Here is a 13,811-nt window from a genome sequence, read left to right as displayed (position 1 = left end):
TTCTGACAGCGCGGAACAGCTGCCGGACGGATTGCCACCGGTTCCTTACCGATTCAGTGTTTCCCCAGCTCACAGCGCTGATGACGAAAGCGACCCCGCTGACCCGAATGATACGAAATCAGGGATCTTGTGGATCGGTGCCGATGTGGCGGCGGCCACGTAATGCATTCCTCGGGGACATTGCGTGATCAACGTGGAGCCTAGAATCGCCCGGAAATCCTGGCATCCGAACGGGCGGGGGCTCGTGCTCGAGGATGCCGGACGTCGCCGAGGGGGAGGCTACGTGACGGTCGACCGGCCGATCCGTGAGTGGAACGGCCTGATCATTCCGGATCCGGGTGTCTACACGTTGGACGAGGCGCACAAGCGCATCGGCTTTCAGGCACAACACATGATGGTCAGCCCGATTCGCGGTGAGTTCGCCGAGGCGTCGGCGACGATCGTGGTGGGGGGAGACCCACTGCGGTCGTCGATCACCGCGACGATTCAGGCGGCCAGCATCACCACGCACAATCCGGATCGGGACAAGCATCTGTCCAGTCCGGACTTTCTCGACGTGGAACGCTTTCCCACGTTGGAGTACCGCAGCACGGGCATCGTCTGGGAGGCGGAGAACGATCCGATCTTCCATTGGGCGCGCCTGCGCAACAATCCGCTCGGTCGCCGGGGCACGGTCGCCGACCTGCCACCGGCGGCCACCCGCGCGTCCGGCCGGTTCGTCGTCCACGGCCTGCTGACGATCAAGAGCGTGACCCGGCCGATCGGCCTGCACCTGGAGTTCGGCGGGGCCCGGCGCGACCCGTACGGGCGGGACATCTTCGGGTTCAGCGCGTCGGCCGAGTTCGACCGGGAGGATTACGGGCTGGTCTGGAACGTCCTGCTGGAGAGCGGCGGCGTCCTGGTCGGCAAGAAGGTCCGGATCGAACTGGCCGGCGAGGCGATCCGCGAGCCCTGACCGGCCCACCAGCGGCGCTGTGGTGGGGCAGCGCCGCCGGCGGACGCGGGCTTGGTGGCGGGTGGCGTCGTGGGCTTGCGCGTGTGGTGGCGGGTGGCGTCGTGGGCTTGCGCGTGTGGCGGTGGGTGGCGACGTGGGCTTGCGCGTGTGGCGGTGGGTGGCGACGTGGGCTTGCGCGTGTGGCGGCGGGGTGGCGTCACGGGCTTGCGCGTGGCGGTGGGCAGCGACGAGGGCTCGCACGACGGGCTCCGGCGCCGGGATCGGCTGGTCAGTCCTCCGGCTCGCCGTTGACCACGGCAAGCACCCCGTCGCCGAACTTCGCGAGCTTGCTCTGGCCGACACCGCTGACGGTTCCCAGCTGGTCCATCGTCTGCGGGGCCAGCGCGGCGATCGCCCGCAGCGTGGCGTCGTGGAAGATCACGTACGCCGGGACGCCCTGCTGCTTGGCCACCGTGCCGCGCCAGGTCCGCAGTTTCTCGAACAGCGGCTCCGCCGACGCCGGGAAGTCCGCCGGTGCCGCCGCGGCCGCCGACCGCCCCGACGACGACCGGGCCGCCCGGGCCGGCTTGGCCTCGCGCCGCATCAGCAGCTTGCGCTCGCCGCGGAGCACCTCGCCGCTGCTCTCGGTCAGGGCGAGCGTGCCGTACTCACCCTGAACGGCGAGAAACCCGCCGGCGAGCAACTGCCGGACCACGCCGCGCCACTCCACCTCGCTCAGATCCGTGCCGATGCCGAAGACGCTCAACTCGTCGTGCCGGAACTGCGCCACCTTCTCGGTCCGCTTGCCGAGCAGGATGTCGATCGACTGCCCCGCCCCGAACCGCTGATTCCGCTCCTTGTGCAGGCGGAACACCGTGGACAGCAGTTTCTGCGCGGCGACTGTCCCGTCCCACGAGGACGGCGGTGACAGGCAGACGTCGCAGTTGCCGCAGTCGGCCGGCACGTCCTCCTGCCCGAAGTACCGCAGGAGCTGCGCCCGGCGGCAGGTGACGCTCTCGCACAGCGCCAGCATCGAGTCGAGATGCTGGGCGGCGTTGCGCCGGAACGCGACGTCCCCCTCCGAACCGTCGATCATCTTGCGTTGCTGCACCACGTCCTGCAGCCCGTAGGCCAGCCAGGCCGTCGACGGCAGCCCGTCGCGCCCGGCCCGGCCGGTCTCCTGGTAATACCCCTCCACCGACTTGGGCAGGTCGAGGTGGGCCACGAACCGCACGTCAGGCTTGTCGATGCCCATCCCGAAGGCGATCGTCGCCACCATCACCAGCCCGTCCTCGCGGAGGAACCGGGACTGGTTGTCGAAGCGGGTCCGCGAGTCCAGCCCCGCGTGGTACGGCAGCGCCGGGATCCCGTTGTCGGTCAGGAACGCGGCGTGCTTCTCCACCGAGGCCCGGGACAGGCAGTACACGATTCCGGAGTCGCCGGGATGCTCGGTCTGCAGCAACGACAGCAGTTGCTTGGCCGGCTGGCTCTTCGGCACGATCCGGTACTGGATGTTGGGCCGGTCGAAACCGGCCGTGAAGTGCCGCGCCTCGACGAGCTGCAGCCGGGTCGCGATCTCGTCGCGCGTCGCCGGGGTGGCGGTGGCCGTCAGCGCGATCCGCGGCACCTCGGGCCACCGCTCGTGCAGCATCGACAGCCCGAGATAGTCGGGCCGGAAGTCGTGGCCCCACTGCGCCACGCAGTGCGCCTCGTCGATGGCGAACAGCGAGATCTTCCCCCGATCGAGGAGCCGCTGCACGCCGGCCGTGCCGAGCCCTTCCGGCGCGACGTAGAGCAGGTCGAGCTCACCGGCCACGAACTCGGCCTCGACGATCCGCCGCTCGTCGAAGTCCTGCGACGAGTTCAGGAAATTAGCCCGGACGCCCAGGGTCCGCAACGCGGCGACCTGGTCCTGCATCAGCGCGATCAGCGGCGAGACGACCACGCCGGTGCCGGGCCGGACCAGGGCGGGGATCTGGTAGCACAGCGACTTGCCGCCGCCGGTCGGCATCAGCACCAGGGCGTCGCCGCCGTTGATGACGTGCTCGACGACGTCGCCCTGCTGGCCGCGGAACGACTGATAGCCGAAGACCTTGTTGAGGGCGTCGGTGGCGCTGGACACGAGGATCGGCGAAGTCACCCCGCGATACTAGAGAGCCCGGCGGGAAGATCGTTCGGCCCTGTGGACAGAGCCCGGCCGGCAGGTGGCTCGCTCACCCGCCGGCCGGACATGCCCGAGGTCGCCGGCCGGACATGCCCGAGGTCGCCGGCCGGACATGCCCGAGGTCGCCGGCCGGACACGCCCGAGGTCGCCGGCCGGACACGCCCGGGGCCGCCGGCCGGACTCGCCTGAGGCCGCAGGCCGAAGTCACTCCGCCAGGGGGAGATCGATGGTGTGCGCGGTGTGCGTCGCCTTCACGCTGAGGTACCGCACGTTCGCGGCGGACAGATGCACCCCGGTCGGGATCCGCTGGGTCACGTCGATGCCCAGACCGGTCAGCTGCGCCGCCTTGTCCGGGTTGTTGCTGAGCAGCCGCAACCTGTCCACCCCGAGGGCGAGCAGCATCTGCGCCGCCGCGGTGTAGTCGCGCTCGTCCTCGCCGCGGCCGAGCGCCACGTTCGCCTCGTACGTGTCGAGCCCGTCGTCCTGCAGCGCGTACGCGTCCAGTTTGGCGTAGAGGCCGATGCCGCGGCCCTCCTGCCGCAGGTAGAGCAGGAACCCGCCCTGGTCGGCGATCCGCTCCACCGCCTCGCGCAGCTGCGGGCCGCAGTCGCAGCGCTGGCTGCCGAAGACGTCGCCGGTCAGGCACTCGCTGTGCGGGCGGACCAGCGGCGCCCGGCCACCGGCCGCCGACTTGGTCAGGGCTCGTTGCCAGTCGCCCAATCCGAGCGCGAGGTGCTCCTTCCCGTCGGCCAGGCCGTCGAAGGTCATCACCCGTGCACTGGTGGCGTAGCCGTCGGGGAAGCGCAGCGGCACGGTGACCTGCCGCCGGATCGTCGCCGTGGTCGCCGTTCCGGCCTGGGCTTGGAACATCGGTCCTCCTCGTTGGTTCCCGCCGTACTCAGCCTTACCGATCATCGCCCTCCAGATCCAGTGGTGCGGTCCGGGGACTATCGTGGGGCGGTGGCTGAGCGTCCTTACATCGTGCTGAGCTGTGGGATGTCGATCGACGGATATCTGGACGACGCGAGCGACGAGCGGTTGCTCCTCTCCAACGACGCCGACTTCGACCGGGTCGACGAGGTCCGCGCCGGCTGTGACGCGATCCTGGTCGGCGCCGCCACCATCCGGCAGGACAACCCGCGGTTGCTGGTGCGCTCCGCGGACCGCCGGGCGGCCCGCGTCGCCCGGGGCGAGCACCCGGACCCGGTGAAGGTCACCGTAACGAGCAGTTGCCACCTCGACCCGGACGCGTCGTTCTTCACGGCCGGCGGCAACGACAAGCTCGTCTACTGCGCCACGCCGTCCGTGCCGGGCGCCGGCCGGTTGCTCGGCGACCGGGCCGTGGTGGTGGACGCGGGCGACCCGGTGGACGTCGGTGTGGTGGTGGCCGACCTGGCCGGGCGCGGCGTGCGCCGACTGATGGTCGAGGGCGGCGGCCGCATGCACACCCAGTTCCTCACCGCGGGCCTCGCCGACGAACTCCAGCTGGTGGTGGCGCCGTTCTTCGTCGGCGACGCCCGGGCGCCGCGCTTCGTCCACGACGGTGCGTTCCCGTGGGGCCCGCGCAACCGGGCCGACCTCGCCGAGGTCCGCCGGATCGGCGACGTCGTGCTGCTGCGCTATGCCCTCTCGGAACGGTTCGGCGAAAGCCGCTGACGGACTGGTCAAGCCGCGACACCGGCCGGCTGCCGGACCGTCGTGCGGCGAACCACCGGGATCGGGGCCGGCACGATGATCGGGCGGGCCGCCATCACCGGCGCCGGCGAGACCGGCGCCACTGCCGACACCCGGACCGGGACAGTTCCCCGAGCCGTCTTCAGAGCTGGGATCGTTTCCAGAGCCGGCATCGGGACGGACCGCTCGCGCTTGCGTGCCAGCAACCTGATCAGCACGATCGCCGCGCCGGGTGCCGCCGCCACGAACGCCAGGATCCCGTACGCCACCGCGATGGTCAGCCCCTGCGCCGCGCTGAGCCCGGCCGCGCCGAACGCCCAGGCCATCACACCCTCACGGGGGCCCCAGCCGCCGACGTTGACCGGCAGGCCCATGGCCAGCAGCGCGAGGATCAGCAGCGGCGCCAGCTGCAGCACCGAGGCCGCGCTGCCCGCGGCGCGGGCGGCGACCAGGAAGGTGGCGAGGTGCCCGGCGAGGACCACGGCCGAGGCCAGCAGCACGCCGGGCGCGCTGCGCCGGGAGAACAGGCCGGAGCGGATCTCGGCGAGCCCGGTGCGGGCGGCGCCGGCCGCGCGGGACCGGCCGTGCCGCAGACGGCGCAGGACCGCCACCACCAGGCCGCCGGCCGTCGCGACGCTCAGGCCCACCGCGGCGATCAGCAGGCCGTGCTCCTGGGCCAGGGTCAACACCGGCGACGGTACGGTGAGGAGCACGGTCCCGGCGACGACCAGCAGGACGATCTGTCCCGCGGTCCGCTCCAGGACCACCGCCCGGACGCCGCGGCCCAGGTCGCCCTCGTCCCGGCCGTGCCGCACCGCCCGCCCGACGTCGCCGAGCACGCCGCCCGGCAGCGCCGCGTTCAGGAAGAGCGCCTGGTAGTAGTCGGCGATCGCGTCCCGCAGCGGCAGGCGCATGCCGAGGCCGCGTGCCACCAGGCACCAGCGCCAGGCGCTGAGGACGGTGGTGGCCGCTCCGATGACCAGCGCCGCCGCCAGCGCGCCGGTGTCGAGCACCCGCAGGCCGTCGAGGAACGCGCCGGTCCCGAGTCGCCACAGCACCAGGGCCAGGATTGCCGCACCACCCAACAGGCGCGCCCAGGCCCAGATCGATCGCGTCACTTTTCTTAGTCCCCTCGTCGTTCTAGGGACTAGTACGCCGGATTCGCACGCCACGGTTCAGTTGAAGATCGCTAAAAGATCCTGATGTCCCACGGAAGCGTGCGGGACGGTCGCCGCCCGCCGGGTCAGGTAGGCGTCCACGGACAGGTCAGGGCGCTGTTCGTGGGCCGCCGCGGCCCATCCCCGCAGCCACTCCGTGGTGAGATCGGACAGCGCCGGGCCGAGCCGCCACGGGCTCGGCCGGGTCAGCACCCGGGCGCCCGCCTTCTCGAACGCGGCCGCCGCGTGACCGGGCGCGTCCGGCCCGAGCAGCCGCCGCCCGCCGGTCACCCGCCGCTGGTGGGCGTTGAACGCGTCCTGGATGGCCTCGTCGAGCGGGTCCGCCGGGGTGAACCGGACCTCCCCGGTCACCGAGAGCGTGAACAGCGCGCTCACCCGGGCCTCGGCGCAGACCGCCACCAGGCTGTCCAGCTCCTCGGCGGTGAGCAGGTCCAGCAGCGCCGAGCAGGTCACCAGGTCGGTGCCGGTCAGGTCGGCGGCGGTCAGCCGGGTGACGTCGCCCAGCCGGGTATCCACCGACACGTCGGCGGGCATGCCGTCGGCGGCCAACCGCAACAACGCCGGGTCGAGGTCGGTCATCACCCAGTGCTGGGGGGCCGGCAGCTGCGGCGAGAGCCAGCGGCCCAGCGAACCGGTGCCGCAGCCCAGGTCGCGGATCACCCGCACCGGCCCGGGCAGCTCGCCGACCAGGTCGGCGGCGCGGGCCGCGGCGTCCGCCGGCTCGCGCAGGGTCAGCCAGTCGGGACTGAATTCTCCGGTCACTGTGCACTCCGTCCAAGGATGTCGCCGAGGAGCCGGGCGGTCTCGGCCCAGCCGGTCAGGGTCTCGCGGCGGCTGCGGGCCCGCTCACGCCAGCGTTCCCGCAGCCCGGGGTCGGTCAGCCAGGCGCGCAGGGTGGCGGCCAGAACGTCCGGGTCGCCGGGCGGGATCAGACGTCCGGGCCGGTCGCCGCCGGGTGTCACGCCGAGCGCCTCCGGGACGCCGCCCACGTCGGCGGCCACCACCGGCAGGCCGCGGGCCAGCGCCTCGGTCACCACCATCCCGTACGTCTCGGCGCGGGACGGGAGCACGAACAGATCCGCGCCGGCGTAGGCGGCGTCGAGGTCGGCGCCGGTCAGCGGACCGGGGAAGCGCAGCCGCGGTTCGCCCGTGACGGGCGCCCGGCCGGCGCCGGCGAAAGTGCACGTCCACTCCAGGTCGCCGAGCTGCCGCAGGGCCGCGATCAGCAGATCCTGGCCCTTGCGGGGAATCAGCGACGCGACGTTGAGCAGCCGCCCGCCGCCGGGTGAGGGCACCGCGAGCGGGGCGGGGTCGACGCCCGGGGGAGCGACGTGCACACCGGACAGGCCGTGCATCCGCTCCACCTGACCGGCCGCCGGTCCGCTGGTGGCGACCACCGCCGCGGCCAGGTGCAGCGCGCGTCGCTCCAGGGCGCGCAGCTCGGCGGCGTCCGCGGCGGACAGGCCGGTCTCGTCGCTGAGCGGGAGATGGACCAGGACCACCAGGCGCAGCCGGCCGGCATGCGGCTCCAGGAGCTCCGGGACACCGCAAGCCACCAAACCGTCGATCAGCACGGTCGCGCCGTCCGGGACGCCGCGCAGGACGGCGGTCAGCGCCGACCGTTCGGCCGGCGTGGGACGGGGCCAGCTGCCGGGGACGGCTTCCTCCCGTACGACCAGAGGGTGTGGATCGGTGGTGGCCAGGCGCCGGAGCACCTCGCGGTCGTACCGATTGCCCCCGCTCGGCGCCGCCGGGTCGTCGATCCCGCCCGGCAGCACCGCGACCAGCGGGAAACTCACAGGGTGCGCTCGTAGCTCGCCCAGGCGATGTGCGACTCGTGCAGTTTCACCTCGATGCCGGTCAGCCCGGAGGCGCCGGGGCCGAACTCGCCCGCCTTGATCCGCACCGCCAGCCGGTCGGCGATCAGCTTCGCGAGGAACTCGGTGGACGTGTTCACCCCGGTGAACTCGGGATCGTCGTCGAGGTTGCGGTAGCTGAGCCCGGAGCAGACGGTGTGCAGCTGCTCGCTCGCCTTACCGATGTCGACCACGATGTTGTCGTCGTCCAGATCCGGGCGGCGGAACGTCGCGTCCACCACGAAGGTGGCGCCGTGCAGCCGCTGGGCGGGTCCGAAGACCTCGCCGGAGAAGCTGTGGGCGATCATGATGTGGTCGCGGACGGTGACGCTGAACAAGGGCTCAACTCCTTCTCGTGTTTCGTGCCGGTACTACGGTCGTGGTGAGCTTAAAGATCAATTGGCGGCCGGGTAGTCGATGACGTGACAAAGGGCGGGAAGACTGCCGTCGGCCAGCCTCGGCAGCACCGCCGGCAGGTCGTCGAAGGCGTCGTGCCCGGTGATCAGCGCGTCGAAGCGCGGGTCCTTGAGCAGATCCAGGGCCACGGCCAGGCGCTCGGCGTAGGAACGGCGGCGGGCCGGCGCGATGCCGCCGACCTGGCTGGAGCGGATGGTCAGCCGCCGGGAGTGGAAGTTCTCGCCCAGCGGGATGCTGACGTGCCTGTCGCCGAACCAGCTCAGCTCGACGACGGTGCCCTCGGTGGCCAGCAGCTCCAGGGATGTGGCCAGGCCCGCTTCGGTGGCGCTGGCGTGGATGACCAGGTCGCGGTCGCGCTCGGCGTCGGCGGGCCGGGCGAAACCGATGTTCAGCGATGCAGCGATGCTCTCCCGGCCGGGGTCGACGTCGACCAGCTGGACGTTGGTGGCCGGCAGGCCGGCCAGCACGGCGGCCACCGAGGAGCCGACCATGCCGCCGCCCACCACGGTGATCCGGTCGCCGATCTGCGGGTGCGCGTCCCAGACCGCGTTCACCGCGGTCTCCACCGTGCCGGCGAGCACCGCCCGCGCGGCCGGCACACCCTCCGGCACCACCGTCACCGCATCCCGCGGCACCACGTAACGGGTCTGATGCGGATAGAGGCAGAACACGGTCCGGCCGACCAGGTCCGGGTCGCCGGCCTCCACCACGCCGACGTTCAGGTATCCGTACTTCACCGGGGCCGGGAAGTCGCCGACCTGGAACGGCGCGCGCATCGTCGCCCGCTGACTCCGCGGAACCCGGCCCTGGAACACCAGCGTCTCGGTGCCCCGGCTCACCCCGGAATGCAGGGTACGAACGACGACATCGGACTGTGACCGTTCCGGCATCGGCTCGGTGCGTATCTCCCCGGTTCCCGGGCAAGTCATCCAGAACGCGCGAGCCGCCAAGGGTCTTCCTCTCGACACTGAACCAAAAGTCCCCGGCAAGCGTGTAACGGGGACAGCGGCTAAACCCTACGTGCTGGAGGAACGGTGACGATCAGTACCGCCACGATGACGACGAGTCCCGCCCGGGCCCCGTTGGCCGGGTTCGCGGCCCAGCTGCTCCTGCTAGCCGCGCTCGCCGGTGTCGTGGACCTCAGCACGGCCGGTTGGGTCGCGGGCGCCGCCTACGGCGCCGCGCTGTGCGGCCTGCTCGGGCTCGGCCTGCGCCGCGCCGGCATGCGCGACCTCGGCTGGGCGAACGCGGTCACCCTCAGCCGCGCGATCCTCACCGGCGGAGTGACCGCGCTGGTCGTCACCGCCTTCACCGGATCCCCGGTGCCGACGGCGTTGCTGGTCACCATCGCCACGGTCGCCCTGGCCATGGACGGGGTGGACGGCCAGGTGGCCCGCCGCACCGGCACGTCGACGCCGCTCGGCGCGCGCTTCGACATGGAGGTCGACTCGGTCCTGGTCCTCGTCCTCAGCTTCGTGGCGGCCGCCGAGTTCGGCTGGTGGGCGCTGGCGATCGGCGCCTTCCGCTACGTCTTCGCCGCTGCCGCGTGGGTGGCCCCGTGGCTGAACGCCCCGCTGCCGCCCCGGTTCAGCCGCAAGGTGGTCGCCGCGCAGCAGGGGATCGTGCTTCTCGTGGTGCTCAGCGGCCTGCTCCCGGGATGGCTGTCGGTGGTCACGCTGGCGGTCTCGCTCGGCACGCTGACCTGGTCGTTCGGCACCGATGTGGCCTGGCTGCACCGGGCGTCACGGATCCGCGAGGAGCCCCGTAGCCGCTGGTCGGCGCCGCCGCAGCAGCCCGCCCTCGCGACCCGCTGACCCGCCCCCCGTCACCGCCGCACGCGTCAGGTTGCGCCGGGCCTCGCCGCAACGCCTGTTCAGGCCACCCGCGAGACGGCGCCGGGTGGGGGAGCGGGGACGGCGTCCGGGTGCAGGATCGCGGCGATCGCCTCAACACCGTCGACCAGGCGCGGACCGGGCCGCACCACCAGGCCGTCACCGTCGATCGCCCACACCGCGGAACCCGGGAAGTGCGGCGCCACCACCGCCGCCTGCCGGACCGCGCCGTCCAGGTGATAGCCACACGGCGTGACCAGCACGACCTCCGGCTCCGGTGCGGCCAGTTCGGCCCAGGACACCGCCACCGACCGATGCCCCGGCCGGCAGGCGACCGGCTCGCCGCCCGCCGCGACGATCATGTCGGGCACCCAGTGCCCGGCGCCGAACGGCGGATCCACCCACTCCACCACCGCGACTCTCGGCCGCGGCCGGCCGGCAACCGCCTTCGACACCCGCGCCAGGCGTTCCGTCAGCGAACCCACCAGATCAGAACCCCGCTCGGGTACGCCCAGCGCGTTCGCCACCTCGATGAAGGTGTCCAGCACGTCCGTCAGCGAGTGCGGGTCCAGGGCGAGCACCTCGGACCGGCAGCCCAGGTGGGTGAGCGCGTCGTCCACGTGCCCGGACGGCACCGCGCACACCCGGCACAGATCCTGGGTGAGGATCAGATCCGGGTTCAGGCCGGCCAGCGCGTCCGCATGCAACGTGTAGAGATCACCGCCGGCCGCCATCTGCGTGCGCACGTAGGCGTCGATCTCACCCGGGCTCATGCTCCGGGTGTCCCGCCCCCCGACCACCACCGTCTTCGTGGACCGGGCCTCGGCCGGCTCGTCACACTCGAACGTCACACCGACCAGGTCGTCGCCGCGGCCGAGGGCGTACACGATCTCGGTCGCGGAGGGCAGCAGAGACACCAGGCGCATGCCCTCATCCTGCCCGCTGGCGGGCCCGGTGACACGGAAGTGGGTCGGCCTAAAGATGTAGCCGGCGGCCGGCACCTCACACCGGGGACCGATGCGCCCCGGGGTCCCGTCCCGCGATGCTGGCGGCAACGCCGACCCGGGAGGAACCATGACCTCACCCTCGATGAGCCCAGCCGCCACCAGCACCACCGCCACCAGCGAGGCCGCCACCGGAACCGCTTCTCCGGGGGCGACACCGCTGGCCGCCGGCGATGCGCTGGTGCTCGACTATCTGGCCGCGCTCTGGGCGGCGAGCGGGGACCTGCTGCCCGAGGCACGCGACGACCTGATGCGGACCGTCACCAACTACATCTCGTTGCGGCGCGATCTCGCCGACGACCCGGCCCTGGCGCTCGGCCGGCTGGGCCCGCCCGAGCAGCTGGCCGAGGCGGTCCGCCGGGGCGGGATGCCCACCCACCTGCGCCTGCCGGCGCTTGCGGTGCCGGTCGCGGCCCCGGCACCCGCGCCCGGCGGCGGGCCGGAACACACGGCGATCACCCTGCTCACGGCCGGCGCGTTCGTGCTTCCGGTGGTCAGCCCGATGGCCGGCCTGCTGATCGCCACCGGTTCCAGCCGCTGGAGCCCGGCCCAGAAAGCGGCGGCCTGGACCCTGACCATGGGCTCGGCGGCCGGCGCGCTGTTCTTCGCCCTGGCGATCGCCGGTCTGGGCGGTGGGGGCGCGCTCTTCTTCCTGACCCTCTACCTGGGTTGCTCCGCCGGAGCCGTCGCCGCCGGCCTGACCCTGCGCACCAGCCTCAAGCCCTGACCAGCCGGCCCCGCTTCCAGAGCCGGATCGCTCAGCCGCACCCGCACCCGCACCCGCACCCGCACCCGCCGCGTCGCCGGCGTCCCCGCCTGCCGGTTCAGCCCGACCGCGACTGCTTGGTGCCGACGTCGCCCCGCCCACCGAGCGACCCGCCTGTGTGGTGACTCAGGGCGCGGAGCGAACCCGAAGTCGTCACGCCGGGTGGGAGTGCGGTGTGGGCGCGAAGTCACCACGTCAGGTGGGCGGTCAGGGGGAGGTGGTCGCTGCCGGTGCTGGGGAGCGTGCGGAGATCAGCTACGTGGAGGGAGCGGGCCATGATCTGATCGATTCGCGCCACGGGGAACGTCGCGGGCCAGGTGAACTCGAACGTGGCGTCGGCGGTGCTCAGCACCTCGGTCAGCGGGGCCAGGCCGCGGTCGTCGACGGTCGCGTTGAGGTCGCCGAGCAGGAGCGTGCGGGGCAGCGGCTCGGTCCGCAGGGCAGCGCCGAGGAGACGGGCGCTCTCGTCCCGTCGTACGCAATCGAGGCCACCCGGACCGACCCGCACCGAGGGTAGGTGAACGACGTAGACCGCCACCTCGCCGTTCGGGGTCTGCGCCACCGCGCGCAGGCCGCGGTTCCAGTCGGCGCCGAACGCGGCGGGGCGGATGTCCAGCGGGCCCGGGCGGGTCAGCGGGTGCCGGGACCAGAGCGCGACGGTGCCCTGCACGGTGTGGTGCGGGTAAGCGGTGCCGAAGGCGGCGGCATAGGCGGGGTACGCCTCCGGCGTGATCTCCTGCAGGCCGATCAGATCCGGACTCTCCGCCGTCAGCGTGCGTACCGTCGCGGCCGGGTCGGGGTTCTCGTCGCTGACGTTGTGCTGCACCGCGATCAGCGCGGGAGTGACGTCCGCGGCCGGGCGGAGATGGCCGCCGAACACGGCCAGCCACGTGACGAGCGGAAGCAGGGCGGTGAGCAGCGCGGGCACGGTGCGCAGCCAGGAGGCGAGGGCGAGCAGCACCGGGACGGTCAGGCCGAACCAGGGCAGGAACGTCTCCACCAGATTGCCGTACCGCCCGGGGATCAGGCGGTGGAGGACCAGCACGAACGCGACCAGAACGGCGGACGGCACGGCGACGCGGAGCAGCACCCGGCCGATGATGTCAGGCTGATGCACCGGGCATCCGGTCGAGCGGGCGGTCTCAGGAGGCTGCGCCGAGGATCTCGGTGAGCACCCGGTCCCAGACCGCGCGGGGCGGGAACTCGTGGCCGACGCCCTCCAGCCACACCAGCCGGGCGTTCGGGATCGAACCGGCCAGCTCCGTCGGGTGTTCGGCCGGGAACCGCTGGTCGAGGGTGCCGTGCAGGACGACCGTGGGCACGGTGATCGCGCCGAGCCGGTCGCGGACCGGCGGACCGAAGCCGGCCCGGCGGTGGTTGTGCAGGGCCACCGCGAGGTTGCCGCCCCGGTCGTAGATCCGTTCGGCCAGGCGGCGCAGGTGGTACTCGTCGGCGGTGAACGGGCCGCCGTGGGCGCGTACCTCGCCGATCAGCGCGGTGACGGCGGCTCGGCGGCTCGACCAGTCGATCTCGCCGCGGGGTGCGGTGGATTCGCCGGTGCCGGGGCTCGTGGCGATCAGGGTAAGGGTGAGCACCCGCTCCGGATGTTCGACCGCGATGCGCTGGGCCAGGCCGCCGCCGAGGCAGATGCCGACCAGGTGCGCCGCCCGGATCGCGAGGGCGTCGAGCACACCGAGCGCGTCGTTCATCAGGTCGACCCCGGAGTAGGCGCCGCCGGCCGGGAAGCAGGTGGACCGGCCGGTGTCCCGGTGGTCGTAGCGGATCACGAAGCGCCCGCCCGCGGCGAGCCGCCGACAGAACTCGTCGTCCCACCAGTCCATCGAGCTGGCCTCTCCGGCCAGGAGCAGCAGCGGGGGGTCGGCCGGTTCGCCGAAGGTCTCGATGCACACCTGGATGCCGTTGACGGGCATCATCGTCTCGGTCACCACGGGGTCATTGTGGCCAGTCTCACTTGCGGGCACGTTA

General features: G+C 72.6%; 13 protein-coding genes and 1 pseudogene. 4 read left to right on the top strand and 10 right to left on the bottom strand.

What is annotated here, in order from left to right; all coding sequences use genetic code 11:
- The first annotated feature begins 283 nt into the window (after nucleotides 1-283).
- A complete protein-coding gene (locus tag AC0NH5_RS20340; protein WP_474406211.1) occupies nucleotides 284-955 on the top strand; it encodes a YceI family protein in 672 nt (223 codons plus the stop codon).
- A gap of 268 nt (nucleotides 956-1,223) precedes the next feature.
- Here AC0NH5_RS20340 and recQ read toward each other — a convergent pair whose 3' ends face one another.
- Both recQ and AC0NH5_RS20330 read right to left on the bottom strand, forming a co-directional pair.
- The gene (recQ, locus tag AC0NH5_RS20335) at nucleotides 1,224-3,074 is read right to left on the bottom strand and encodes a DNA helicase RecQ (protein WP_474406045.1); all 1,851 of its coding nucleotides are present in this window, start codon (nucleotides 3,072-3,074) and stop codon (nucleotides 1,224-1,226) included.
- 228 nt (nucleotides 3,075-3,302) lie between these two features.
- Nucleotides 3,303-3,968: a GTP cyclohydrolase II gene (locus AC0NH5_RS20330; protein ID WP_474406043.1), complete on the bottom strand. Its 666-nt coding sequence runs from the start codon at nucleotides 3,966-3,968 to the stop codon at nucleotides 3,303-3,305.
- Between the two features lie 90 nt (nucleotides 3,969-4,058).
- Here AC0NH5_RS20330 and AC0NH5_RS20325 point away from each other — a divergent pair, with 90 nt between their 5' ends.
- Nucleotides 4,059-4,754 carry a RibD family protein gene (locus AC0NH5_RS20325; protein WP_474406041.1) on the top strand — a complete coding sequence of 232 codons (696 nt, stop codon included), beginning with the start codon at nucleotides 4,059-4,061 and terminating at the stop codon, nucleotides 4,752-4,754.
- Nucleotides 4,755-4,978: 224 nt separating this feature from the next.
- On the opposite strand, the pseudogene AC0NH5_RS20320 reads toward AC0NH5_RS20325, so the two are convergent.
- The 5 genes and pseudogenes from AC0NH5_RS20320 to AC0NH5_RS20300 all read right to left on the bottom strand — a co-directional run.
- Nucleotides 4,979-5,890, bottom strand: a pseudogene (locus AC0NH5_RS20320) (lysylphosphatidylglycerol synthase transmembrane domain-containing protein); the annotation flags it as partial.
- 57 nt (nucleotides 5,891-5,947) lie between these two features.
- Nucleotides 5,948-6,712: a class I SAM-dependent methyltransferase gene (locus AC0NH5_RS20315; RefSeq protein WP_474406039.1), complete on the bottom strand. Its 765-nt coding sequence runs from the start codon at nucleotides 6,710-6,712 to the stop codon at nucleotides 5,948-5,950.
- Nucleotides 6,709-7,749: a glycosyltransferase family 4 protein gene (locus AC0NH5_RS20310; protein WP_474406037.1), complete on the bottom strand. Its 1,041-nt coding sequence runs from the start codon at nucleotides 7,747-7,749 to the stop codon at nucleotides 6,709-6,711. The genes AC0NH5_RS20315 and AC0NH5_RS20310 overlap by 4 nt, the downstream gene beginning before the upstream one ends.
- Nucleotides 7,746-8,144, bottom strand: a complete 399-nt coding sequence (locus AC0NH5_RS20305; protein ID WP_474406035.1) for a 6-pyruvoyl trahydropterin synthase family protein — start codon at nucleotides 8,142-8,144, stop codon at nucleotides 7,746-7,748. The genes AC0NH5_RS20310 and AC0NH5_RS20305 overlap by 4 nt, the downstream gene beginning before the upstream one ends.
- A 57-nt stretch (nucleotides 8,145-8,201) precedes the next feature.
- Complete coding sequence (locus AC0NH5_RS20300; RefSeq protein ID WP_474406208.1) at nucleotides 8,202-9,152, bottom strand: zinc-dependent alcohol dehydrogenase; 951 nt, start codon at nucleotides 9,150-9,152, stop codon at nucleotides 8,202-8,204.
- 105 nt (nucleotides 9,153-9,257) lie between these two features.
- On the opposite strand from AC0NH5_RS20300, the gene AC0NH5_RS20295 reads away from it, so the two are divergent.
- Nucleotides 9,258-10,037 (top strand): CDP-alcohol phosphatidyltransferase family protein, encoded by a 780-nt coding sequence (locus AC0NH5_RS20295; protein ID WP_474406032.1) that lies wholly within the window; start codon nucleotides 9,258-9,260, stop codon nucleotides 10,035-10,037.
- Nucleotides 10,038-10,096: 59 nt separating this feature from the next.
- On the opposite strand, the gene AC0NH5_RS20290 is transcribed toward AC0NH5_RS20295, so the two are convergent.
- Nucleotides 10,097-10,981, bottom strand: coding sequence for an ABC transporter substrate-binding protein (locus AC0NH5_RS20290; protein WP_474406029.1), 885 nt, complete (start codon nucleotides 10,979-10,981; stop codon nucleotides 10,097-10,099).
- A gap of 148 nt (nucleotides 10,982-11,129) precedes the next feature.
- On the opposite strand from AC0NH5_RS20290, the gene AC0NH5_RS20285 reads away from it, so the two are divergent.
- Nucleotides 11,130-11,786 (top strand): HAAS signaling domain-containing protein, encoded by a 657-nt coding sequence (locus AC0NH5_RS20285; RefSeq protein WP_474406026.1) that lies wholly within the window; start codon nucleotides 11,130-11,132, stop codon nucleotides 11,784-11,786.
- A 226-nt stretch (nucleotides 11,787-12,012) separates the two neighbouring features.
- Here the strand turns inward: AC0NH5_RS20285 and AC0NH5_RS20280 are convergent, their stop codons facing one another.
- A complete protein-coding gene (locus AC0NH5_RS20280; RefSeq protein WP_474406023.1) occupies nucleotides 12,013-12,942 on the bottom strand; it encodes an endonuclease/exonuclease/phosphatase family protein in 930 nt (309 codons plus the stop codon).
- 25 nt (nucleotides 12,943-12,967) lie between these two features.
- Nucleotides 12,968-13,774: an alpha/beta fold hydrolase gene (locus tag AC0NH5_RS20275; RefSeq protein ID WP_474406021.1), complete on the bottom strand. Its 807-nt coding sequence runs from the start codon at nucleotides 13,772-13,774 to the stop codon at nucleotides 12,968-12,970.
- Between the last annotated feature and the right edge of the window lie 37 nt (nucleotides 13,775-13,811).

The organism is Actinoplanes sp. 13, assembly GCF_056134165.1.
Note: the sequence above shows the minus strand (reverse complement) of the source record. Positions and strands in the feature narration are given on the sequence as shown.